Source organism: Sphingobacterium sp. lm-10 (genome assembly GCF_023554555.1).
GTDB lineage: Bacteria > Bacteroidota > Bacteroidia > Sphingobacteriales > Sphingobacteriaceae > Sphingobacterium.
In genome coordinates this window covers 1,694,675-1,717,742 of the sequence record NZ_JAMJWC010000001.1, presented here as the reverse complement: position 1 = coordinate 1,717,742, position 23,068 = coordinate 1,694,675, and the positions used below count along the sequence as shown (strand labels likewise).

Annotated in this window: 21 protein-coding genes and 1 tRNA gene; 16 read left to right on the top strand and 6 right to left on the bottom strand. The window is 43.4% G+C overall.

Annotated elements, in window-relative coordinates; translation table 11 throughout:
- Positions 1-36 precede the first annotated feature (36 nt).
- The 3 genes from odhB to M8998_RS06880 form a co-directional block, all read right to left on the bottom strand.
- Positions 37-1,326 (bottom strand): 2-oxoglutarate dehydrogenase complex dihydrolipoyllysine-residue succinyltransferase, encoded by a 1,290-nt coding sequence (odhB, locus tag M8998_RS06890; RefSeq protein WP_249991679.1) that lies wholly within the window; start codon positions 1,324-1,326, stop codon positions 37-39.
- A 58-nt stretch (positions 1,327-1,384) separates the two neighbouring features.
- Positions 1,385-4,126, bottom strand: a complete 2,742-nt coding sequence (locus M8998_RS06885) for a 2-oxoglutarate dehydrogenase E1 component (RefSeq protein ID WP_249991677.1) — start codon at positions 4,124-4,126, stop codon at positions 1,385-1,387.
- Between the two features lie 172 nt (positions 4,127-4,298).
- Positions 4,299-4,763, bottom strand: coding sequence for a GNAT family N-acetyltransferase (locus M8998_RS06880; protein ID WP_249991675.1), 465 nt, complete (start codon positions 4,761-4,763; stop codon positions 4,299-4,301).
- A gap of 99 nt (positions 4,764-4,862) precedes the next feature.
- On the opposite strand from M8998_RS06880, the gene M8998_RS06875 reads away from it, so the two are divergent.
- From M8998_RS06875 to M8998_RS06860, 4 genes are all read left to right on the top strand, one after another.
- A complete protein-coding gene (locus M8998_RS06875) occupies positions 4,863-5,375 on the top strand; it encodes a GNAT family N-acetyltransferase (RefSeq protein ID WP_249991673.1) in 513 nt (170 codons plus the stop codon).
- A 91-nt stretch (positions 5,376-5,466) separates the two neighbouring features.
- Positions 5,467-5,874: an Rrf2 family transcriptional regulator gene (locus M8998_RS06870; protein WP_249991670.1), complete on the top strand. Its 408-nt coding sequence runs from the start codon at positions 5,467-5,469 to the stop codon at positions 5,872-5,874.
- 56 nt (positions 5,875-5,930) lie between these two features.
- A complete protein-coding gene (locus M8998_RS06865; RefSeq protein ID WP_249991668.1) occupies positions 5,931-6,776 on the top strand; it encodes an SDR family oxidoreductase in 846 nt (281 codons plus the stop codon).
- 77 nt (positions 6,777-6,853) lie between these two features.
- Complete coding sequence (locus M8998_RS06860) at positions 6,854-8,062, top strand: MalY/PatB family protein (protein WP_249991666.1); 1,209 nt, start codon at positions 6,854-6,856, stop codon at positions 8,060-8,062.
- Positions 8,063-8,065: 3 nt separating this feature from the next.
- On the opposite strand, the gene M8998_RS06855 is transcribed toward M8998_RS06860, so the two are convergent.
- Complete coding sequence (locus tag M8998_RS06855) at positions 8,066-8,917, bottom strand: helix-turn-helix domain-containing protein (RefSeq protein WP_249991664.1); 852 nt, start codon at positions 8,915-8,917, stop codon at positions 8,066-8,068.
- A 215-nt stretch (positions 8,918-9,132) separates the two neighbouring features.
- Between M8998_RS06855 and fucP the strand changes: the two genes are divergently transcribed.
- The 8 genes from fucP (at position 9,133) to M8998_RS06815 (ending at position 16,087) form a co-directional block, all read left to right on the top strand.
- Positions 9,133-10,395, top strand: a complete 1,263-nt coding sequence (fucP, locus tag M8998_RS06850; protein ID WP_249991662.1) for an L-fucose:H+ symporter permease — start codon at positions 9,133-9,135, stop codon at positions 10,393-10,395.
- Positions 10,396-10,475: 80 nt separating this feature from the next.
- On the top strand, positions 10,476-10,811 hold the full coding sequence (locus tag M8998_RS06845; RefSeq protein WP_249991659.1) for an L-rhamnose mutarotase: 336 nt from the start codon (positions 10,476-10,478) through the stop codon (positions 10,809-10,811).
- Positions 10,812-10,835: 24 nt separating this feature from the next.
- Positions 10,836-12,506: a UxaA family hydrolase gene (locus tag M8998_RS06840; protein WP_249991657.1), complete on the top strand. Its 1,671-nt coding sequence runs from the start codon at positions 10,836-10,838 to the stop codon at positions 12,504-12,506.
- 12 nt (positions 12,507-12,518) lie between these two features.
- Positions 12,519-13,283, top strand: coding sequence for an SDR family NAD(P)-dependent oxidoreductase (locus tag M8998_RS06835; protein ID WP_249991656.1), 765 nt, complete (start codon positions 12,519-12,521; stop codon positions 13,281-13,283).
- A gap of 14 nt (positions 13,284-13,297) precedes the next feature.
- Positions 13,298-14,149, top strand: coding sequence for a fumarylacetoacetate hydrolase family protein (locus M8998_RS06830; protein ID WP_249991654.1), 852 nt, complete (start codon positions 13,298-13,300; stop codon positions 14,147-14,149).
- A 40-nt stretch (positions 14,150-14,189) separates the two neighbouring features.
- Positions 14,190-15,017, top strand: a complete 828-nt coding sequence (locus M8998_RS06825) for an amidohydrolase family protein (protein ID WP_249991652.1) — start codon at positions 14,190-14,192, stop codon at positions 15,015-15,017.
- A 9-nt stretch (positions 15,018-15,026) separates the two neighbouring features.
- Positions 15,027-15,815 (top strand): L-fucose dehydrogenase, encoded by a 789-nt coding sequence (locus tag M8998_RS06820; RefSeq protein WP_249991650.1) that lies wholly within the window; start codon positions 15,027-15,029, stop codon positions 15,813-15,815.
- Between the two features lie 190 nt (positions 15,816-16,005).
- Positions 16,006-16,087, top strand: a tRNA-Leu gene (locus M8998_RS06815).
- Between the two features lie 213 nt (positions 16,088-16,300).
- On the opposite strand, the gene M8998_RS06810 is transcribed toward M8998_RS06815, so the two are convergent.
- Both M8998_RS06810 and M8998_RS06805 read right to left on the bottom strand, forming a co-directional pair.
- On the bottom strand, positions 16,301-16,798 hold the full coding sequence (locus M8998_RS06810; RefSeq protein WP_249991649.1) for a ribonuclease H family protein: 498 nt from the start codon (positions 16,796-16,798) through the stop codon (positions 16,301-16,303).
- A 172-nt stretch (positions 16,799-16,970) separates the two neighbouring features.
- A complete protein-coding gene (locus tag M8998_RS06805; protein WP_249991647.1) occupies positions 16,971-17,831 on the bottom strand; it encodes a sigma-70 family RNA polymerase sigma factor in 861 nt (286 codons plus the stop codon).
- A 745-nt stretch (positions 17,832-18,576) separates the two neighbouring features.
- On the opposite strand from M8998_RS06805, the gene M8998_RS06800 reads away from it, so the two are divergent.
- Genes M8998_RS06800 through M8998_RS06785 form a run of 4 tightly spaced genes read left to right on the top strand, consistent with a single transcriptional unit; the run spans position 18,577 to position 23,062 of the window.
- Positions 18,577-18,720 carry a hypothetical protein gene (locus M8998_RS06800; RefSeq protein ID WP_249991645.1) on the top strand — a complete coding sequence of 48 codons (144 nt, stop codon included), beginning with the start codon at positions 18,577-18,579 and terminating at the stop codon, positions 18,718-18,720.
- A 45-nt stretch (positions 18,721-18,765) separates the two neighbouring features.
- Positions 18,766-20,100 (top strand): beta-carotene 15,15'-monooxygenase, encoded by a 1,335-nt coding sequence (locus M8998_RS06795; protein ID WP_249991643.1) that lies wholly within the window; start codon positions 18,766-18,768, stop codon positions 20,098-20,100.
- A 20-nt stretch (positions 20,101-20,120) separates the two neighbouring features.
- The gene (locus M8998_RS06790) at positions 20,121-21,590 is read left to right on the top strand and encodes a hypothetical protein (protein WP_249991642.1); all 1,470 of its coding nucleotides are present in this window, start codon (positions 20,121-20,123) and stop codon (positions 21,588-21,590) included.
- Positions 21,591-21,610: 20 nt separating this feature from the next.
- Entirely contained in the window at positions 21,611-23,062 is a 1,452-nt protein-coding gene (locus tag M8998_RS06785) for an MBL fold metallo-hydrolase (protein ID WP_249991641.1), read from the top strand.
- Positions 23,063-23,068: the final 6 nt, after the last annotated feature.

Genomic DNA, 23,068 nt, shown 5'->3' with positions numbered 1-23,068 from the left:
GTATGCGCTGCTATCGATAAGCAGCTCGATTCCAAACTAGACTTCTAAAAGTAGACGAGCTGGATCTTCCAATAGTTGTTTCACACGCACCAAGAAGCTTACCGACTCCCGTCCGTCAATAATACGGTGATCATAAGACAAGGCGATATACATCATCGGACGAATAACTACTTGACCATTTTCCGCTACTGGACGCTGCACAATATTGTGCATACCCAAGATTGCCGATTGTGGAGCATTAATAATAGGAGTAGACATCATAGAACCAAATACACCACCATTGGTGATGGTAAAGGTTCCTCCAGTCATCTCCTCAATCGTCAACTTGTTATCACGTGCTTTAACTGCTAAGTCAATAACGGATTTTTCAATTTGATACAAGCTTTTAGATTCCGCATTGCGGATAATTGGCACGACCAAACCTTTAGGACCCGACACCGCGATAGAAACATCTACGAAGTCTGAGTACACAATTTCATTTTCTTCTAGGCGTGCGTTCACGGCAGGCCATTCTTTTAATGCAGTAGTCACCGCCTTCGTAAAGAAAGACATAAAGCCTAAACCTACACCATGTTTTTCTTTGAAAGCATCTTTGTATTTTCCACGCAAATCCATGATAGGCTGCATGTTGACCTCATTAAAGGTTGTCAACATAGCCGTTTCATTTTTTACAGATACCAATCGGCGTGCTACGGTCTTCCGTAGAGAGCTCATGCGCTCACGCCGCTCTTCACGTGCTCCTGATGTATTTGGTGAAGTTTCAGAAGACGAAGACTTCGTCGGTGCTGAAGATGACGAGGCTGCTGGCTTATCGTTAGATTTTGATTTAGCCTGCGCTTTTTCTGCATCTTCTTTGGTGATACGACCATCTTTACCGGTTCCTTTTACTGCAGTAACCTCAATTCCTTTTTCGCGTAAAATCTTTGCAGCAGCAGGTGAGGCCGTACCAGCAGCATAAGAGTCTTCACTTTCGTCTCCACTAGCATCTGCTGATTCTTTCGTTTCTTTAGCATCCGCGTCTTCAGACGTCTCTTTCTTTTCTTCTTTTTTGTCTTCTTTCTTGTCGCTATCATCACCGTCGGCAGGCGCGTCACCATCTTCAATCGAACAAACGACTGCACCAATCTCCAATGTATCGCCTTCCTGTGCAATAATCTTCAAAATTCCGGCTTGCTCAGCAGGCAATTCGAAGGTCGCTTTGTCGGACTCCAACTCAGCAATGTTTTCATCCATCTCCACGTAATCTCCATCTTGTTTTAGCCACTGGGCCAAAACAACTTCGGTGATGGATTCGCCTACGGTAGGAACTTTTATCTCTAAGCTCATAGTATTGTTTTTTTAATCGGTGAAGCGCACGTGTGCACTGCCGATTTGCGTTTTTTGTTTATGCAAATGATTTATTAACGATTTCTTCTTGTTGCACGGTGTGCTTTTTCATGTAGCCAGTAGCTGGGCTCGCATTTTCCGTTCTGGAAATGACATCTGTAAATTCAATGTCCGATTTGCGGAACTTGCGGCAGTAATACGGCCATGCCCCCATGTTTTCATTCTCTTCCTGCACCCAGATAAATTCTGTTGCTTTTTTGTAGCGTTTGCGAATTTCTTCCAACTGAGCCACAGGTGCTGGATACAATTGCTCAATACGAACGATGGCTACATCTGTACGTTTATCTGCCTGTTGTTTTTCCAACAGGTCAAAATATACCTTACCTGAACAGAATAATACACGCTTTACGCTGGCTGCCTTTACAAAGGCATCATCCAACACGGGTTGAAAATCCTTGTCCGTAAATTCCGCTAATTTTGAGGTCACTTTTGGATGGCGCAGCAAACTCTTTGGTGTAAACACCACCAATGGTTTCCGGAATTCGCGTACCAACTGACGACGTAGCAAGTGGAAGTAGTTGGCTGGAGAAGTACAATTCGCCAAAATCATATTGCCATGTGCACACAACTCCAGGAAGCGTTCAATACGTGCAGAAGAGTGTTCTGGTCCCTGGCCTTCCATGCCATGTGGCAATAGGAGCACCATACCGTTTGATCGTCTCCATTTACTCTCGGCACTCGCTAAGTATTGATCGATGATGATTTGAGCACCATTATAGAAGTCTCCAAATTGAGCTTCCCATACGGTCAACGCATTTGGATTGGCCAAAGCATAACCATATTCAAAACCTAGTACAGCATATTCAGAAAGCAGAGAGTTGTAGATGTTGAAACGATCTCCACCATCTACCTGCGCCAATGGTACGTATTTTTCTTCCGAATCCTCTAAAGTTAGTACGGCATGGCGATGGGAGAAGGTACCTCGTTGTACATCCTGACCGGAGATACGCACGCGTTTACCATCTGCGAGTAAGCTGGCGTATGCCATTAACTCACCCATAGCCCAATCGTAAGAGTCTTTTTCGATCATCTTACTTCGATCTTCAAAAAGCTTAGAGATTTTGCGGAAGAATTTTTTCTCTTTGGGAAGTGACGTAATTTGCTCCGCCAGTGCTTTGAAGTCATCTGCCGGAATGCGCGTAGTTACATCATCATCCAAATCTACCTTACGTGCTGGGCGGAGGCCTTTCCAGGCGCCACCAAACATAGGTGCTTCATCTTCAATATTCTCAATTTTCTTAGAGTCGTTGAGCTGAGATTGTAGATACGCTTTAAATTCTTTCTCAACCTCTTTCGCGTAGTTATCGTCAATCACGCCCGCATCTACCAATTTTTTAGCGTAGATCTCTTTCGGATTCGCATGTTGCTCAATCGCTTTGTACAATAAAGGTTGGGTGAACTTAGGCTCATCCGCCTCATTATGACCATAACGACGGTAACACAACAAGTCGATGTATACGTCTGTTTTGTATTTCTGACGATACTCTACGGCAAGCGTAATCGCGTAAACAACCGCTTCCGCATCATCACCATTCACATGGAAAACAGGAGAAGAGGAGATTTTCGCAACGTCTGTACAGTAGGTACCCGAACGGGCATCTTTATAGTTGGTGGTAAAACCAACCTGATTGTTGATCACAATATGAATCGTTCCACCAGTCTTGTAGCCGTCCAGTTTGGACATTTGCGTCACTTCATATACCACGCCCTGTCCAGCTATCGCCGCATCACCATGAATAAGGATCGGCGCAATCTTGGAAGAGTCGCCATCATATTTCATGTCAATTTTGGAACGTACAATACCTTCAACGATTGGATCCACCGTTTCCAAGTGCGAAGGATTGGGCGCAAGGCTTAAATGCACATCCTTGCCGGTATCGGTTTTAATATCTGATGAAAACCCAAGATGGTATTTTACGTCACCACCGAAGGCCATCTCTGGATCTTCGTCTTTGTACATCTTTCCGGCAAATTCAGAAAAGATGGATTTATAGGATTTACCCATGATGTTGGCCAACACGTTCAAACGTCCGCGATGTGCCATGCCAATCATGAATTCCTGTATGCCAATGTCGGCTCCTTTTTCAATCACAGAGTCAAGGGCAGGGATTAAACTTTCTGCACCTTCCAGTGAAAATCGCTTCTGGCCTAAGAATTTAGTGCCTAGAAAAGTTTCGAAGGAAACCGCCTTATTGATTTTTTGTAAGATTCGTTTTTTCTGATCGTCGGAATAGTTAGGCTTATTGCGTTCTGCTTCCATACGCTCCTGCAGCCATTTTACTTTTTCAGGGTTGCGGATATAGCGAAATTCTACTCCGATAGAACGGCAATAGGTATCTTCAATTAGCTGGCGGATCTCTTTCAGTTTGACCGGGCCTAATCCAATTTCAACTCCTGCATTGAAAACCGTATCCATGTCAGCGTCGGAAAGACCAAATGTTTCCAGCTCTTTGCCTGGGTAGTACTTACGGCGCTCGCGCACTGGATTTGTGTCGGTAAATAAATGCCCACGATCACGGTATCCGTGAATCATGTTCAAAACATTGATCTCTTTGATCGCATGATCCGAGACCTGATCAAAGTTTTCGCCTGAAGATCCGTCGGCAGTTTGCCCGAATTCAAAACCTTCAAAAAATTTCTGCCATCCAAAATCTACCGAGCTAGGATCTTCCTTATACGTTTGGTATAGGTTTTCGATATAGCTGGTGTCTGCGTTACTCAAATAAGTTAACTTATCCATTTAAAATAAAATCATCTATAGAATGACACAAATTTAGTAATAATAAAAGATTTAAGGCAATTAAAAGCCAGAATTAATGTGTTCTGTAAGCCTTTTTTCCGGAAGTCGACCATCGACTAATTTGCGTGTTAAAACATAAACATGCATTTCTTAAAAAAGGTTTTCCAACTATTTAGTCGTGCAGCATTTCAATATGTTGTATTCCGTCTTCGTCGTAAGGTTCACCGACTGGAATAAAACCTAAAGATTGATAAAATTTATCCAGATAAGTTTGTGCACCGATCCGAATCATTTGGTTAGGATAATGCTGTTTTACCATGTCGATACTCTTCCGCATTAAAAGCTTTCCGTAAGAATGACGCCGATAGGGTGCCGTGGTGAGTACACGTCCGATAGAAGGCTCGGCAAAAGAAATTCCTGGAGGCACAATTCGGGTATAGGCGGCAATCGGACCATCTGATTTTTCTCGACCAATCAAATGTAGGCAATGCGGATCTTTATCGTCTATATCTTGATACACGCAGTTTTGTTCGACGACAAAAACTTCCGAACGACATTGCAATATTTCGTATAATTCTATGGTCGAAAGCTCATGAAAAGGTAGGAGCGTCCAAAGAAGTTCTTTTTGGTTTGTCATACTTGTTTGTTTTATGTTTGTCTGCTGTGTTTGCGGTTCGATTTTAAGGATTTTATCCTAACTTGGCAAGCATAGTCGAATAAATAATCAATAGCAATCATGAGTAATTACCTCTTTAGACAAGCAAAGATTAGAGAAGCAAATGCCATTTGGAACATTTTGCAAGATGCAGTAGCGCGACGAAAAGCAGACGGCAGTGCGCAATGGCAAGATGGTTACCCCAACCTGCAAGTAGTGGAGAAAGACATTGACCGCGGAGCAGGCTATGTATTGGTTGATGGAGATTTTCTGGTCGGATATTGTGCGATATTGATCGACGACGAACCCGCTTATCAAAATATCCAAGGAACTTGGCTAACGGATGGTTCATTTGTAGTATTTCATCGTGTTGCGGTATCAAAGGATTACATCGGGATGGGTATGGCACAACAATTACTGCTCCATATCGAAACATTTGCCAAAGAGCATGCTATACAAAGTCTCCGTGCCGATACTAATTTTGATAACACGGCCATGCTGCGAATTTTCGAAAAAATGAATTATCAATACTGCGGGGAAGTGGTGTTTCGTGGAAGTTCACGAAAGGCATTCGAAAAAGTATTAGCTGTTTAGATAAACGATGCACCGGTACGGAAACTACAGAAAAAAAATAATGTAATAAAAGTTGTTACATTAAAGAAGTTTGTGCTATCTTTGTTTCGAAATGAATAATACACGATTTGCTACGGCTCTACATATCCTCTGCCTTCTGTCTAAAAATACGACGGATTGGGTGAGCTCGGATTGGATTGCAGGTAGCATCAACGTAAATCCTGTAGTCGTTCGCAAAGAGCTGGGCGTGCTGCAAGACAAAGGTTGGATAGTTAGTCGAAAAGGAAAAGAGGGTGGATCTCGTTTACAAGTGAGAGGGAACGAAATTAGATTAGGTGACGTGTATCAGGCGATTCGGAATACAGATATTTTGGGTAAGAAGAATTTGAAAACCAATCCAAAATGTCCGGTAGGGAAGGAGATTAATAATCGATTGGATAGCCTATATCTGGAGACCGATCGGATTGTATTTGCCTCACTGAACGAGCAGACCCTGCAAAATTTTGTCGACCGATTTTAAGTGTCTTTTTTTGATCTTTAATGTAACAAAATATATTACAAATAAATTTATCAAATATGAAAATAGGAATTACAGGTGCTACCGGACAACTAGGTCGTTTGGTGGTGGAGCAAGTAAAAAAAAGAAATCCGAACGCAGAGCTAGTTGCTCTGGTGCGCGATACCGATAAAGCCCATGATCTTGGTATAGAAGCACGTGTATTCGATTATGACCAACCCGATCATTTGGAAAATGCGCTAGCAGGGGTGGATCAATTGTTACTTATTTCTGCCAACGAGATCGGCAAAAGAAAAGCACAGCACGAAGCGGTAGTTCGCGCGGCGAAAAATGCTGGTGTTTCAAGAATTGTATATACCAGTCTTTTGCACGCGGACCGCTCTACCCTTAACCTAGCCGAAGAGCATTTGGCTACTGAAGCATTTTTAAAAGAATCGGGTGTGCCTTTTACCATTTTGCGTAATGGCTGGTACACGGAGAATTATGCAGGATCAATATCGGGTTCGGTAGCCGCTGGTGCATACATCGGCAGTGCCGGAGAAGGAAAAATTGCTTCGGCTTCTCGGGAAGACTTTGCAGAAGCTGCTGCGGTCGTTTTGTTGGAAGAGGGCCATGAAGGAAAAGTCTATGAGTTAGCAGGTGATGACGCCTACACGCTAGCTGATTTTGCCGCAGTCATTGCTAAAGAAGCCGATAAAGATATTCCTTACCACAACCTAACAGACAAAGAATATAGCGACATGCTGATTTCCTTTGGTGTGCCAGAAGGGTTTGCCCCGATGATAGCGAGCTGGGATGTAGCCGCTTCGAAAGGTGATTTATACAGTGACGATAAAACGTTGTCAAAATTGATTGGAAGGCCTACTACACCATGGCAGGATACGGTGAAAGCCGCATTATCCTAGTCGGAGGCATTAGGATCTTCGTGATGTTTTAGACATCTTTGTGTAGCACCAGATCATACCTGGTGCTACACTGGTTTATGACATACGACTTTGATGAAATTATCCCTAGAAGCGGCACGAATAGCCTAACTTATGATGGCTGGAAATCGTACCTTTTTCCTCATGAACAGAATCTGCAACTTCCTTATCGGGATGATGAATTGATCCGTCTTTGGGTGGCCGATATGGCATTCTCCAGTCCGCCTCCTGTACTTAATGCGGTTCGAGCGCGTTTGGATCAAAAGATTCTGGGTTATACGCAGATTTACGACCAGCAGTATGGGAAAGTACTGCAGCGTTGGTTTTTGGAGCATTACGGCTGGGATATCGATACCGATGAGTTAGTGTCGGCACCGGGTATCGTCACGGCGCTCTATCGATTGGTGCCACTGTTGGCAGCTCAAGATGAGCAAGTATTGATCACAACACCTTCGTATGCACCATTCAAAAAAGCCGGTGATCAGTGTGGTCGTTGGGTGGTGCTTAGCGCGTTGAAAGAAAATGATGGGCGTTATGAGATGGATTTTGCCGACCTCCGTCAAAAGCTGGAAGACTCCGCTAGCCGCATTCGTGTGTTTATATTATGCCATCCGCACAATCCGACGGGACGGGTGTGGACTAAAGACGAGCTGATACAACTGGGCCGCCTTTGTTTGGAAAATGGCGTTTGGATTATATCAGACGAGATTCACGCCGACCTGTTGCGTGAAGGAGCTCAACATATCCCGATGGCCTCTCTATTTCCGGATTCTGATCGTATCATCACCTGCACAGCAGCGAGCAAGAGCTTTAATCTGGCGGGCAATATGCTGTCGCATGTTTTTATCAAAAATCAACAATTACGTACCGAATGGAAGCGTTTATATAACGACTATCATTCGCCACTCAGTGTGGTAGCTAGCCAAGCAGCATACGAATATGGTGCAGAATGGCTACGACAGCTCAATCAATACATCGACTCCAACCTACATTTTCTACAGCATTTCCTGGCAGAAGCTTTGCCATTAGCGCGTTATTATGTACCAGAAGCAACCTACTTAGCGTGGGTGGATTTATCAGCCTATTTGCCTAAACGAAAAGGCACCGATCGTTGGACGGTATTCTTCGCTAAAGAAGCTGGTGTGTTGATCGAGGGAGGAGAGGTCTTTGTGGCCAATGGAGAAGGTTATATTCGTATCAATGTGGCCTGTCCTCAGGAAATGTTGCATACGGGGTTAATGCGTATGGCCGAGGCATTGAACAGATAAAGCTTATCCGAAAGCACTTCTGTACGCCAGGGGAGTGATGCCAGTAATCTTTTTAAATGCTTTGTGGAAACTGACAAAATTATTGAAACCGGAGTCAAAGCAGCTTTCTTTGATGGATGCGTGTGAATCTCTGAGCAGCTTACAGGCGTGCGCGACACGTAGTGCAGTGATAAAAGCCGTGAGCGTTTTGCCGGTACGTTGCTTGAAATAACGGCAGAAGGAATTTCGGGTCATACCCGATAAGTTGGCCAAACTAGTTAAGTCCAATTCACCCCGATAATGGTTGTTGATGAAGCTGATGATGGTGTTCATTCTGGAAACTTCTTCGTGTTGCTGCTGGATGTCGTACTCCGAACTAATTAAGCTCATTTTGGGCTTGAATTGCGTAAATTGATGTAGCACATGTAGCAGTAAATAGAACTGTTGAAAACCTGCCACCTCCTGCTCTAATTCCTGAAAAGATAATGCCATTGCAACGGGTGTTTTTTCGATCCATAGTCCCTTTTGGGCGTGATGCAGCATTCTTCGAACTTCTGCTAATTCTGGTAGATTAAAAAAATCCTTCCCTGCAAAATCTTCCCGAAAATGAATGACATAAATCTCTGCTCGCGCGTTCTCACTAAATTCTTCGTCAAAATGCCAATAATGTGGTACATTTTTCCCGATTAGTACGCCGGTGCCGTGTTCAAAGCGTTGGATGCAATCGCCGATAAAAAAGGTGCCTAAACCTCGATGAATATAGATGAGTTCCAGCTCTTCATGATAGTGCCAGATCTGATGGTACTGTGGAATGTGGTCCTTTCGGATTTGAAAACTTTGTGTTTCCGATTCGTAACGGTGCAATTTCTGCATCATATAATATGTTAGATATATTCCCAAAAATAGCTAACTTATTTTACAGTGAGGTAATATTGCTTATTATTTGGGTAATAGCATTTACTGAATTACGCATGCATCTCCGTTAATTCGTATGAATATTATTTGTTTTTCAAAGGCCATACGGAATATCCATGCGTATTTGTGTTTGAAGAACATGAATATTTCATATAATCAATTATACATCATCTGTGATGACAAATAGAAATCGCTATACATTTGCGTTGGTGTTAATCACCTCGCTATTCTTTTTTTGGGGATTTATCCACAATCTGGATCCAATTCTGATCAAACACTTGCAAAGTGCCTTCAGTCTCAGTCATTTTCAAGCATCGCTGATTGATTCTTCTGTCTTCGCTGCCTATTTTTTGCTGGCCATTCCGGCAGGTTTGATTATGCAACGCTACGGTTATAAGGCCGGAATCTTGGTCGGTTTGTGTCTTTTTGCCTTAGGATGTTTTCTATTTGTGCCTGCAGCGAATGCCGTCAGTTATCCGTTTTTCTTAAGTGCCTTGTTTGTGGTGTCTTGTGGGCTCACAATTTTAGAAACAGCGGCCAATCCATACATTACGGTGTTGGGCGATCCTGCGCGCGCTACAGAGCGATTGAACTTTGCACAATCTTTCAACGGCTTAGCGGCATCGTTGGCGCCTTTAGTAGGAGGCTATTTCATTTTGGCCGAAGAACCATTAAATCCAGATGAGCTAGCACAGCTTACAGAAGCAGCTCGATCTGCCTATGTACAAGCAGAAACTTCGTTGGTGAAAGGCCCTTATATGATTTTAGGAGGAATTATTCTGGCTGTCGCCATCTTATTCTTCTTTACCAAGTTGCCAGACATCAAAGAGGAAGAAACTTCCGACAAGGCCAGCGGCTTTGTCGGTGTGCTAAAACATACCCAAGTAAGATGGGGTATAGTTGCCCAATTTTTCTATATCGGTGCGCAGGTATACGTATTTAGCTTTCTATTGGTGTTTGCCAAAGAAATGTTGGGCATGAGCGGATTGGAAAGCAAGTATTATGCAGGTGTGGCCGGTTTCTTATTCATGATCGGTCGGTTCATCGGTTCCTTTTTTATGAAGTTTGTACAGCCTGCTAAGTTGCTGGCGGCGTATGGGATTATCTCCTGCGCATTGACCTTGGTTGTGATTTTCGGTAGCGGCATGGTGACGCTATATGCTTTGTTGGGCATTACGTTTTTCATGTCCATCATGTTTCCGACGATTTTTGCGATGGGTATACAAGGTGTCGGTCACGATACAAAACCTGCCTCCAGCCTGATTGTGATGTCCATCGTTGGAGGTGCGATTATTCCCTTAGGTGCAGCCTATATCACGGATCTTACCGGTCATATGCCGTATTCCTACTTCTTTGTGCTGTTGTGCTTCATCATCGTGGTGTTGTTCGCCTTTTATAATCGACCGGCAATTCCTGCAAAAACGGAGAAACTATCTTAGCGCCCGTTTAAATTTAGGAGATGAATTTTCAACACGCTATTCAATAAATACAAGACGTAAAGAGATAACATTAAATCTTAATGAAAAGATATGTGCTAGCATTAGATCTGGTCGATCAGCCAGATCTGATCGAAGAATATGAGGCCTACCATCGTTCGGTATGGCCGGAGATACAAGATTCCATTGTCAACGCTGGGATACATCACATGGCAATTTATCGCTATGGCCATCGTTTAATGATGCTGATGGATGTATCTGATGACTTTAGTTTCGAGCAAAAAGCGAAAGCAGATGGGAATAATGAGCGTGTGCAGGAATGGGAACAGTTGATGTGGAAATATCAAGTCGCCTTGCCCGGCGCGAAACCCGGTGAAAAGTGGGTGCTGATGGATAAAATTTTTGAGTTAGGCGGGTAATCATTCCAAGAGAAAAGATAATGTATGATAAGAGATAAGGAACAACTTCCATTTTTACAGATCCATCCAAAGGATAATGTGCTGGTGGCCATAAGTGATCTTCCAGCAGGCTTTGCCTTGGAATTTGCTGGGCGCCAATTTGCTTTACGCCAATCCGTACGTGCCAAACACAAGTTTACGGTGGAGGATATTGCCGTAGATGGACCGGTATTCATGTACGGAGTTTTAGTGGGTAAGGCCAATGTTGCCTTATCTGTAGGAGAGCTGATTGATACGGAAAATCTACGCCACGCGGCAGAAGATTTTCGATTAGGGGAGCGAAAAATAGCTTGGGTAAAGCCCGATGTATCGGCTATTGAGCAACGTACTTTTGATGGGTTTCACCGAAGCAATGGTGCCGTAGGTACGGCAAATTATTGGTTGGTTATTCCGCTTGTTTTTTGCGAGAATCGCAATGTGCTCACCTTGAAGTCTGCCTTGGAGGAGAAGCTGGGTTATCGCGTACAGTCTGCCGATTATTCTAATGAGGTAGATGAGCTAATTCGGCAATATCAGTCCGGCGCAGATGTAGCGCAATTGCTGGAAGCTGATCTATCACCTACGGCGATAAATCACGCCCCAAATCGTCTGTTTCCCCAGGTGGATGGGGTGAAGTTTTTGAATCATGAGATGGGCTGCGGTGGTACACGGATGGATTCCGATGCGCTCTGTGGCTTACTGGCCGGATACATCACCCATCCAAACGTAGCAGGAGCTACCGTACTTAGCTTGGGATGTCAGCATGCGCAAGCATCTATTTTGCGAGCCGAAATTGCTAAACGTGACCCAGCTTTCGACAAACCATTGTATGTTTTCGAGCAGCAATTGGAAGGTACCGAACAACGCTTAATGCAAAATGCTATTAAAGCCACATTTGCGGGTTTAACGATCGCCAACCAATTTACGCGGCAGCCAGCTCCATTATCTAAGCTCTGTATTGGCTTGGAATGCGGAGGCTCAGATGGTTTTTCGGGAATATCTGCCAATCCGGCTTTAGGTTACCTTTCTGATATGTTGGTTACGTTGGGTGGCTCGGTTATTCTCGCGGAATTTCCGGAATTATGTGGTGTGGAGCAGGAGATGAGCGATCGTTGTATGGATGAACCTATGGCCGAGAAATTCATTCACCTCATGCGTACGTATAATGCAAAAGCCGAAGCCGATGGTTCTGGATTTTACATGAACCCTTCGCCGGGAAATATCCAGGATGGATTGATCACCGACGCGATCAAATCGGCCGGAGCGGCTAAGAAAGGCGGTACCTCTCCGGTGCAGGCCGTGGTCGATTATCCAGAGTTAGCCAATACACCAGGTCTTAATCTACTATGTACCCCGGGAAATGACGTAGAAAGTACTACCGCCGAAGTTGCTGCAGGTGCCAACCTCGTGTTGTTTACCACAGGATTAGGCACGCCGACCGGCAACCCAATTGTACCCGTCGTCAAGATCTCTACCAACACGGCTACGTACAAACGGATGCCAGATATTATTGATCTTAACTGCGGAACGATCATCGATGGCGAAGAAAGCATTGCCGAATCGGCACACCGCATATTGGATTATGTGATCGATGTAGCGAGCGGACGCGAAACATGCAAAGCGGTGCAACTAGGACAAGATGATTTTATTCCATGGAGAAGAGGTGTTTCCTTATAAAAAAGAATGAAGATGAGTGAATTAAAAGATAAGATAGCCTTGGTTACCGGCGGTGGTAGCGGAATAGGAAAGGCGATAAGCAAGCGTTTTGCGGCAGCGGGAGCGGAGGTGCATATTTTTGATAGGGATGAAGCGGGATCAAACGGGGTGGTGCAAGAGATTGCCGATTTAGGTGGTCGTGCCATACATCATACGGGTAACGTGACGGATCAGAAAGAAGTACTTGCCCTGGTGGATAAGATGTGCAAGATCGATATTTTGGTGAATAATGCTGGAATTGCGCATGTAGGCAACGTGGAAAAATGTGCTGAGGCAGATTTTGAGCGGGTATTTCAAGTCAATGTGAAAGGAGCGTATAATTTGCTATATGCTGTCGTTCCCCTGATGAAAGCGCAGGGTGGAGGAGTTGTGTTAAATTTAGCTTCTATTGCTGCTTTGGTTGGTATCAGTGATCGATTTGCTTATTCGATGAGTAAGGGCGCAATTCATGCCATGACCTTATCGGTAGCCAGAGATTACTTACATGATGGTATCCGTTGCAATAGCATTTCACCAGCACGCGTACACACCCCTTTTGTGGATGGTTTTATTCAAGCCAATTACCCAGGTCAGGAAGCGGAGATGTTCGAAAAATTGTCGAAATCTCAACCCATCGGCCGGATGGCTACGCCAGATGAAATTGCTAAATTAGCTTTATTCTTATGTAGTGACGATGCCGCTTTTATCACCGGTAATGATTATCCGATTGATGGCGGATTTATTAAGTTGAACAATTAAATAACAACATACACATGCAATTAATACGTTTTGGAGAAGCCGGTAACGAGAAAATCGGTGTAGCGATTGGAGAGAAGAGATACGATGTTTCGGCCTTTGGTGGGGACTATAATGAGCAATTTTTTGAAAAAGATGGTCTTTCGCAATTAGCTAAATATGTACAAGACAATGATGGGCAATTGTCCGAAATACCAGCCGATGTGCGCATCGGATCACCAATAGCGCGCCCATCGAAAATTGTTTGCATCGGCCTTAACTATAAAGATCATGCGGCAGAGACAGGCGCTGCTATTCCAGCAGAGCCGATTATCTTTATGAAATCCACAACCTCTTTAATCGGTCCTTTTGACCAAGTGGTGATTCCAAAAGGTTCAGAAAAAACAGACTGGGAAGTAGAATTTGGCGTCGTAATCGAGAAAAAGGCGTCTTACGTGTCCGAAGCGGATGCCTTGGATTATGTAGCCGGTTATGTGTTGCATAACGACGTGTCTGAACGCGCGTATCAGTTGGAGCGCGGTGGTACCTGGGATAAAGGGAAGGGCTGCGATACCTTTGCGCCAATTGGCCCCGTGTTGACCACTAAAGACGAGATTCCTGATATCAACAACGTACGCTTATGGTTAAAAGTAAATGGCAAAATGTACCAGGATGGAAATACCAAAAACTTGATTTTCGACGTGCCGTTCATTGTTTCTTATGTTTCCCAATTCATGACGCTTTTGCCGGGCGATGTGATCTCTACCGGCACACCAGCGGGCGTGGGGTTAGGCTTTAATCCGCCGATCTATCTTAAACCAGGAGATGTGATTGAGCTAGGGGCAGATCACTTGGGTGAATCACGTCAGGAAGTAATTGCCTACCGTTAATTTTATTAAGGTTCGTTTATCTGACTAAAACTGAATACACATGACGATAGATTCGCACCAGCATTTCTGGATGTACGACCCTGATCGCGACAGCTGGATCACGGAAGAAATGAGCGCCATCAGGCGCCACTTTATGCCGACAGATTTAAGGGCAGAATTGCACGCGAATGGCATAGATGGTGTCATTGCCGTACAAGCGGCTTCCACGCCAGAGGAAACCCAGTTTTTGGTGGATTTATCGACCATGTATGCCATGATAAAAGGCGTAGTAGGTTGGGTAGACCTCAGAGCGGAAAACTTGGAGGAGCAATTGGAAAATTTTAGAAGCCTTCCGATTACAAAGGGTTTTCGACATATTGTAGAAGCAGAAGCCGACCCTGACTATCTCGTACGAGAAGATGTGCAACGCGGTTTGTGTGCACTGACCAAATACGATTATACCTTTGATCTGTTGATTCATCCACGGCATTTTCAGCAAACCTTAGCTTGCGTAGCGCAAAACCCGAAGTTGCAATTTGTGTTGGATCACATGGCCAAGCCAGATATCAAATCGGGAGAAGTAGAACAGTGGGCTAGCTTTATCGCCGATTTATCAAAATATCCCAATGTGGTATGTAAAGTCTCTGGTTTAGCCAAAGAAGCAGATTGGTCGAACTGGGAATTGTCGGATTTTACGGCCTATATTGATCATGTCATTCAACACTTTGGTAAAGATCGCGTGATGTTTGGTTCGGACTGGCCCGTTAGCCTGCTGGCGGCTACCTATCGAGAAAGCAAAGAGATCGCGGCAAGCAGATTAGACGACTTCACGTCGGAAGAGCGCGCCGCATTTTGGGGAGAAACGGCACGCAGAATCTATAAATTTTAATGCTTTTACATGGATTTACATTTAACAAATAAAGTCATTATCGTTACAGGCGGCGCCAAAGGAATTGGTAAAGGGATTGTATTGTCTTTAGCGAAAGAAGGTGCCATACCCGTTATTGTGGGGCGAAGTGCAGCCGATAATCAATTGGCTGTAGCAGAAGTAAGTGCGTTTGGTGCGGAAGCGTATGCCATCGCCGCCGAGCTGTCGGATCCAATAGCGTGTGAGCGCGCAGTACAGCAAACTATAGAAAAATATGGCCGTATTGATGGCTTAGTGAATAATGCCGGAGTGAATGACGGCGTAGGTTTAGTATCGGGCAACTATGAGGCTTTTGTCGCTTCATTGCATAAGAATCTGGTACATTACTACCTCATGGCCCACCACGCATTAGATGCGCTAAAACGAAGTAAAGGAGCCATTGTTAACATCAGTTCTAAAACGGCAGAAACTGGGCAGGGTGGTACCTCTGCCTATGCAGCGGCCAATGGTGGTCGTAACGCGCTCACGCGGGAATGGGCGGTAGAACTGTTGCCGTATCAAATTCGGGTGAATGCCATCGTCGTGGCAGAAGCTGCTACGCCGCAGTATGATCGTTGGATTCAAACATTGGATAATCCAGAAGAAACGTTGAAGAAAATCACAGACCGTATTCCCTTGGAAAACCGAATGACCACAGCAGAAGAGATTGCAGATACGTGCGTATTTTTGTTGTCGGACAAATCTAGTCATACCACCGGACAATTGATTCATGTAGATGGGGGATATGTGCATTTAGATCGCTCTCTTGTGAGAGAATAATCCCTATCGTTTGTCTGTATTTATAGCCCAATAATTCCTTATTGAGCTGGCTGCGGAGAAACAATACAAGACGTGGAAAATAAATAGGCTCTAAATCAGTGGATTTGAGAATGGATGATGATTTCTCTTGACAAATTAATTTGGAGTTTCTATATTTGCATCACTTCAAACAACGGAAGTAACCAGAGATGCCCAGATGGCGGAATTGGTAGACGCGCTGGTCTCAAACACCAGTGGAGCAATCCATGCCGGTTCGATCCCGGCTCTGGGTACAAAGCCTGATAGTTTAATCACTATCAGGCTTTTCCTTTTATATATCATGCTTAACATCTTTTAACATGACATCGATTAAACGTTCGGGTCATTTTTCATTCTATCTATACAAAGCAACACATAGTGTGGTGGTTAGTCAGTGGTAGAATAGTGATTGATTATATGTTTTAAATGTGAGAAGTCTTGTCCGAAAGGGCAAGACTTTTTTGCTGTTAGACTTTTGCTGCCTCTGCTTCAAATATGTGGTCGATCTTCCAAGATGCCTTATCTTTTGAGGCAGCTACTGCCAGGCGATCGCAACGTTCATTTAATGGATGACCTGCATGACCTTTTACCCACACCAATCTCACTTGATGAAGTTTATGTAATTGCATTAATCTTAACCAGAGATCTCGGTTCTTTTTGCCCTGAAAACCTTTTTGTATCCAACCATACACCCATTTTTTGTCGATGGCGTCGATGACGTATTTAGAATCTGAATAGACGGTAACTTGTTGATTGATGGATTTCAACGCTTCTAATCCGATGATTACCGCTAATAACTCCATCCGATTATTCGTGGTCTTACGAAAACCACCTGAGTATTCTTTTTCAATTAACTTTCCATGTAACGATGCGTTATCTCCTTTGTAAATCGTTCTTAAAATCGTACCGTATCCGCCAGGGCCTGGATTTCCACTCGATGCACCGTCTGTATATAATTCAATCATTAGTTCAAATATACGGGTTTTGCGGTGGTGTCCGTGCGGGATAGGCACATGTTTATAGCTGGAAATATTTTCTTTTGGCTAACAATAGCTGTTCAATAGGGGAGGCACAAAAAAATGCGTAGCTTTTGGCTACGCATCTAAATTCTAATGTGAAATATATTCTACTTGGCAATTAGCCTAAATAGGACTTCAAGATTCTACTGCGTGAAGTATGGCGTAAGCGTTGCAAAGCTTTATCTTTAATCTGTCTGACACGCTCTCTAGTTAAGCTAAACTTCTCACCAATCTCTTCCAGAGACAATTGATGATTGGATCCAAGGCCAAAGAATAAAACGATAATCTCTCGTTCTCTTTCTGTTAGGGTAGCTAATGAACGTTTAATTTCTTCAGATAAAGACTCGTCAATCAGAGTACTGTCGGTATCAGGATCTTTATTTTCTAATACGTCAAGTAACGTGTTTTCTTCTCCTTGTACGAATGGTGCATCCATGGAAACATGTCTACCTGAATTACTTAATGTATCAGATACCTTGTCTACGGTGGTTTCCAAGATGTCAGCCAATTCTTCTGGAGATGGCTCACGCTCATACTCCTGCTCCAATTTGGAGAATGCTTTACTGATCTTGCTTAAAGAACCCACTTGGTTCAGTGGCAAGCGAACGATTCTAGACTGCTCTGCGATAGCTTGTAGTATAGACTGGCGAATCCACCATACTGCGTAGGAGATAAACTTGAATCCTTTGGTTTCGTCAAATCTCTTCGCCGCTTTGATTAGGCCTAAATTGCCTTCGTTGATCAAGTCACCTAATGTTAGGCCTTGATTTTGATATTGTTTTGCGACGGAGACGACAAACCGCAGATTCGTTTTTGTAAGCTTTTCCAGCGCCACTTGATCACCCTCACGGATGCGTTGCGCCAAGATCACTTCTTCTTCCGCAGTAATTAAGTCTACTTTACCAATTTCGTGAAGATACTTATCTAACGATTGAGATTCACGGTTGGTAATGGATTGTGTAATTTTAAGCTGTCTCATCTACTGTATTAAATGCCTTCCTTAATGAAATGTTTGCAAAAATAAGAAAAATAACCGGAAAAATTGTTATCACGGCCGGATTATACCTATTCAGAATGAGGTAATTAGAAAAGGTTTAATGAATAATCACTTCGTCAATAACTGTACCAAAAACAAGTGAGAAGAATGTTTGGACACAGAATTATATAAGACTTACGCTTAAATAGGTACTATTTACTTTACGATTCGTATTTGACAAACTACTTCACAATTTTTTTGAGAATATGCGAGCCTTATTAGCTGATGATTTATGTTGAAATTATGACAAATTATACCCAAATCATTTCTTCTAACAATATCTTAGTTGGAAAGTACTTTTATAGAGATGAATCTGGTTTGAGACCTTATTTACGGTTTTTTTAAATGGATCTTCTATTTACTATAGCCTAAGAACATTATTTGCTGATAATTAAAATCTACTAAAATTATAGATATTATAGATTTTAATGTTTAGTTTTGAAAATATCATGGCTAAAAAGTTTTAATAACCATTTAATTAATGAAAACATGTATTACCAAATTAGTTTTTATCGCGTTTACCCTTCGTTAACTAACAAGCTTATCTCTTCTATATCTTTCATAGTATGTCCTTCACGAATGTGTAGGTAATAAATTTTTGCGGGGCGATCACTTCGTTTAGGCACCCATTATCACAAGTATTAATTGGCGTTGGCACTTGTAGTATTTCACTTTTAAACTTACCCAAATGAAAAACAGAGTATCTACATACTCCCTGGCACTTCTGTTGTCACATCCCATCGTACATACCACACGTTCTCAGGAATCTAGATCGCTGAACCAAGCCTTCACTGTAGACCGTTTTTTCAAGAACCTATCGATCCGAATTTAAAATAAAACCCAGTATGGGATTAATTTTTCACTTAACATGAACCTTGTGAGCACGATATCAAAATCGAAAAATCGCTTCCTGCTGGAATTTGGACTGCTATTCTTCCTGATTCTGTCTATACCGTATGATCAATATCTCTTTCTATCTCTTGCGAATGGTTCTCTATTTTCTTTTGAAAATGCGTTTCAATGGGCAACTTATCGTACTTCTTTTGTTATTGAAGGGGCGTATGTAGGTTCAGATGTTCGAGGTTATTATAATTGGCTGATCGCGCTTGGCGTCGCTTTGGTGCTGGTGATTGCTTTCGGTAAATATTTTCGCAAACGATACCAAGTAGAAGAGCATACGCTCTATTATTGGCTGCGGGTTTTGCTGCGCTATCGCTTGGCATTGGCGATCACTTTTACGGGAATTGTCAAGGTTTTGCCTATCCAGATTCCTGAACCGACACTCAGCGATTTGCACACAGAATATGGGGATTTTTTGCGGTGGAAGCTGTATTATCTTACTAATGGCATAGCTACTGCTGGATATCTGCCGCTTATTGGTGCATTGGAGGTCATTGCTGGTTTGCTATTGCTGCATCGCCGTACTGCCGTGATCGGTGCTGGTGTATTGGTAGCGATATTGCTTAATGTGGTGATCGTAAACTACGTGTACGATATTGGCGAGCAGGTGTACAGTTCCTTCCTGTTGTTGATCGCAAGTGTGATTTTTTTATACGATTTGCCGAGGTTCTACGGGTTGTTGGTAAATCATGGTGCTGTATTGCCAGATGTCTTTGTTCCGCGATTCAGTCCTATCGTGTGGAGAGCACGACCATACTTACAGATTGTTTTTTTGCTGCTGATTGCCGGATTTAGTGTACAAGCATATGTCGTGTGGAAGCATACCAACTATCCGTTTCCAGAGGAAAAAGGTGTTGCCAAGTGGAAGGGTCTGTACGATGTGAAAGATTTTGTGTGGAATGGCGATACGTTGGCGTATTCTTTAACGGATGAGTATCGGTGGAAAGACGTGGTGTTCGAAGCTTGGAATTCCATCAGTATACGAGACAATTTTACGGTAAAGGCAGATAGCTTGAAGCCGCGCATCTCCACTCAAAACGCGCGAAACTATGAGTACTTAGGGAATGGTGGTCGTCGTTTTTATCGCTACACGTATCGGAAGGTGGAGAAGAATAAGCCAGCACAGCTCAACCTTAACGGACAAAATGATGCTGACAAACATTTTAATTTTCTATTGGATGAGGTAGATCCTGTCACGCTTGTGCTCCGTGGCAGAGATGAGGCGGGCAATACCTTGCAGGTAAGACTCGAAAGACAGGCGAAGAACTACTTGCTGCACGAAGGTAGAAGAAAGCCAATCCGCATCTATTAAGCTATTAATTCCTTGACAAAATGGCAACTGTATTTACAATAACAACCTATAATGAGGCCGCAAAGAGTACTTCGTGGAGGTACTGGGAGAAGGTAGTATTTAGGTTCGCTTTTATCTTCTTTATTTTAATGGTGGTCCCACTGGATGGAAAATGGTATGAGAAAATTATTGCTCCAGATTCGCTGTACGATTTTCTGGCTAGTATTGCGGGCGGTTCCCGATCAGGTTGGATCGGCATTGAATCGGAAAGTGGCACGTGGGGATTTGCTTCCTATGTTTCTTGGTGGCTTAGCGCGCTCATCGCAGCTTTAGTAAGCGCGATATGGACTATATTGGCACGAAACAGGCAACAGCATAACTATGAGGTCCTTTATTATTGGCTTCGCGTAATTGTGCGTTATCGTATTGCGTTTGGTCTTATTGCCTTCGGTTTTATCAAATTATTCCCGATGCAGATGCCTTTCCCATCTCTAGCCAATCTGAATACAGATTTCGGAGAATATGCGCCATTCAAACTGTACTGGCAGATTGTAGGCATTTCCTACAAATACGAGATTTTTCTGGGCTTTCTAGAGATAGCTGCGGGTACTTTACTTCTTTTTCGAAGTACCACCGCTCTCGGCGCTATCATCACCGCAGGCGTACTATTTAATATTGGCCACGCCAATATCGCATACGATGGTGCGGTTCATGTGTACAGCTCATATTTTGTGTTGTTGTCTTTATTCTTACTAATACAGTATATTCCCGATATCTGGCGGTTATTCATTATCCGAGAAGCGGTAAATCCTCATTATTATACACCAAATTTACAGCATCGCTGGATACGCATCGGACGGGTGGTGGTCAAATCGCTCATCATAATTCTATTCATCTTTGTTTACGGTTATTTCAGGTACGATCGTTTTTACAACGAAGGTCGGCTGAAGGAACCAGTATTACCAGGGCTGCCGCAATCCGCAGGACATTATCAAATAACATCTTTTGAACTTAATGGACAGCTATTGCCGTATAATCCGAACGATTCCATCCGCTGGCACGAAGCATTCTTTGAACGCTACTCCACGTTGGTGTACAAAGTCAATAAACCGCATGACATTGACTTGGGGAATGGCACGCCCGCATTAAATGATGTGCTAAAAACTTACGAATTCACAGGCAGAGCAGGAGGAAAGACCTATCTATATTATGAAATAGATTCGGTTGATAACACGCTGTACCTAATTGATAAAAACAGGAAGTTTACCCGTGATGAGCGAAAGCTGCTGGACAAAAAGAGGGATGTGGGTTTAAAAGCATTGTACGATACAGCCGTGGGAGATGGATTGGGAATTTTTCGCTGGAAATATGAAAGGCCGAGTACAGGGCGTATCATACTCAGTGGGTTAGATGCACAACAAGATTCTATCCATATTACACTAGATAGAATAGAGGAAAACTATCTCACCGGTAAGGAATGGTACATGGAAAACAATCTTTTTACTTATTAATCACCTAAATAGCACACGACATGAGAAGAAGACTATTTATCCGTCAATCCTTATTTGCATTCGCTATAGCAGGTACTAACAAGATATTATCTTGTACTAGTACTGAGGCTAAGCCGGTAGATTACGAAATCAAACAATTCGAAGACGAAGGCTTATCGCATTTTTCTTACGCGATAGAAGCGGGTAAGAAACTGGTTTTAATTGATCCTTCTAGAGATCCGCAACCCTATTATGATTATGCCGCAGCACGCGGAGCGGAGATTATCGCGGTGATTGAGACGCACACGCATGCTGATTTTGTTAGTGCTCATTTACAAATCCATCAAGAGCGAAATGTACCCGTTTTGATAAGTAAGCTGGCAAAGGCGACTTATCCGCATCAACCCTTTGACGAATCGGACCTACTATCTATCAGTGATAAAGTTTCGCTTCGTGCGATAAATACACCGGGGCATTCAAGCGATAGCTTGTCCGTAGTTTTGGAAGTGGATGGAAATGATGTGGCGGTATTTACAGGAGATGCGCTCTTATTAGGTGGTGTAGGCCGCCCGGATTTGCGGGAATATTCTGGCGAAGCCGCTTCGCAAAGGGAATATCTGGCCAAGCAAATGTATGAGACCATACACAATAAGTACAGTCCGTTAGCGGATGATGTGCTGGTATATCCAGCACATGGAGCAGGCTCTTTATGTGGCAATGGGCTGAGTGAGGCAAAGGTGAGCACCATCGGACATGAAAGAAAAAATAATTTTGCTTTTCAGTCTACGACTGAAGACGCATTTGTAACGCGCTTACTGCTTGACCAGCCAGATGTGCCGGTGTACTTTCCTTTCGCCGTGGAGGTTAATAGAGACGGGGCTCAGCCGCTATTACCTGCCTTGAGCACATTGGCTAGGCTCTCCGCCATTCCTCGAGGAGAGCCGCAATCTTTGATTGTCGATACGCGCTCGGCAGAACAATTTCGCGCTGGACATCTTCCTGGTGCTATAAATATCCCGGATCGACGTAAATCAGAAACCTGGCTCGGTACTTTAGTGGCACCCGATGAACCCTTTTATTTAATAGTAGAAGACCAAGCCAGCATCCAGCCGCGTCTGGAAAAAATAGGGAAGATTGGATACGAAGCGCTAGTAAAAGGCGTGCTGATCTACGATGAGCAGCAATTCGATCAGAAATCTGCGACTTTCGATACGACAGATTTCAAAGCAAACCCAACGCAATACTTGATTTTAGATGTGCGATCTGAGGAGGAGGCTAAAGCTAAGCCGGTATTTGCAGAAACTAAAGTAATTCCATTATCACGGCTCAAAGAGCAGCTCGATAGCATAAATACCGATAAGCCAATTGCTGTTCACTGTGCTTCGGGCTACCGCTCGGCAGTAGCCACTAGCCTTATTAAAAAACACAAACCAGAAGCGCAGGTGCTGGATATCGGCGAAAATATTAAGCAGTATGGAGATGATCACACATAACACAGA

What these genes read in the sequence shown, in the direction of transcription:
- odhB (WP_249991679.1), bottom strand. Translation starts at nt 1,326, where the DNA reads ATGAGCTTAGAGATAAAAGTTCCTACCGTAGGCGAATCCATCACCGAA.
- M8998_RS06885 (WP_249991677.1), bottom strand. Translation starts at nt 4,126, where the DNA reads ATGGATAAGTTAACTTATTTGAGTAACGCAGACACCAGCTATATCGAA.
- M8998_RS06880 (WP_249991675.1), bottom strand. Translation starts at nt 4,763, where the DNA reads ATGACAAACCAAAAAGAACTTCTTTGGACGCTCCTACCTTTTCATGAG.
- M8998_RS06875 (WP_249991673.1), top strand. Translation starts at nt 4,863, where the DNA reads ATGAGTAATTACCTCTTTAGACAAGCAAAGATTAGAGAAGCAAATGCC.
- M8998_RS06870 (WP_249991670.1), top strand. Translation starts at nt 5,467, where the DNA reads ATGAATAATACACGATTTGCTACGGCTCTACATATCCTCTGCCTTCTG.
- M8998_RS06865 (WP_249991668.1), top strand. Translation starts at nt 5,931, where the DNA reads ATGAAAATAGGAATTACAGGTGCTACCGGACAACTAGGTCGTTTGGTG.
- M8998_RS06860 (WP_249991666.1), top strand. Translation starts at nt 6,854, where the DNA reads ATGACATACGACTTTGATGAAATTATCCCTAGAAGCGGCACGAATAGC.
- M8998_RS06855 (WP_249991664.1), bottom strand. Translation starts at nt 8,917, where the DNA reads ATGATGCAGAAATTGCACCGTTACGAATCGGAAACACAAAGTTTTCAA.
- fucP (WP_249991662.1), top strand. Translation starts at nt 9,133, where the DNA reads ATGACAAATAGAAATCGCTATACATTTGCGTTGGTGTTAATCACCTCG.
- M8998_RS06845 (WP_249991659.1), top strand. Translation starts at nt 10,476, where the DNA reads ATGAAAAGATATGTGCTAGCATTAGATCTGGTCGATCAGCCAGATCTG.
- M8998_RS06840 (WP_249991657.1), top strand. Translation starts at nt 10,836, where the DNA reads ATGATAAGAGATAAGGAACAACTTCCATTTTTACAGATCCATCCAAAG.
- M8998_RS06835 (WP_249991656.1), top strand. Translation starts at nt 12,519, where the DNA reads ATGAGTGAATTAAAAGATAAGATAGCCTTGGTTACCGGCGGTGGTAGC.
- M8998_RS06830 (WP_249991654.1), top strand. Translation starts at nt 13,298, where the DNA reads ATGCAATTAATACGTTTTGGAGAAGCCGGTAACGAGAAAATCGGTGTA.
- M8998_RS06825 (WP_249991652.1), top strand. Translation starts at nt 14,190, where the DNA reads ATGACGATAGATTCGCACCAGCATTTCTGGATGTACGACCCTGATCGC.
- M8998_RS06820 (WP_249991650.1), top strand. Translation starts at nt 15,027, where the DNA reads ATGGATTTACATTTAACAAATAAAGTCATTATCGTTACAGGCGGCGCC.
- M8998_RS06810 (WP_249991649.1), bottom strand. Translation starts at nt 16,798, where the DNA reads ATGATTGAATTATATACAGACGGTGCATCGAGTGGAAATCCAGGCCCT.
- M8998_RS06805 (WP_249991647.1), bottom strand. Translation starts at nt 17,831, where the DNA reads ATGAGACAGCTTAAAATTACACAATCCATTACCAACCGTGAATCTCAA.
- M8998_RS06800 (WP_249991645.1), top strand. Translation starts at nt 18,577, where the DNA reads ATGAAAAACAGAGTATCTACATACTCCCTGGCACTTCTGTTGTCACAT.
- M8998_RS06790 (WP_249991642.1), top strand. Translation starts at nt 20,121, where the DNA reads ATGGCAACTGTATTTACAATAACAACCTATAATGAGGCCGCAAAGAGT.
- M8998_RS06785 (WP_249991641.1), top strand. Translation starts at nt 21,611, where the DNA reads ATGAGAAGAAGACTATTTATCCGTCAATCCTTATTTGCATTCGCTATA.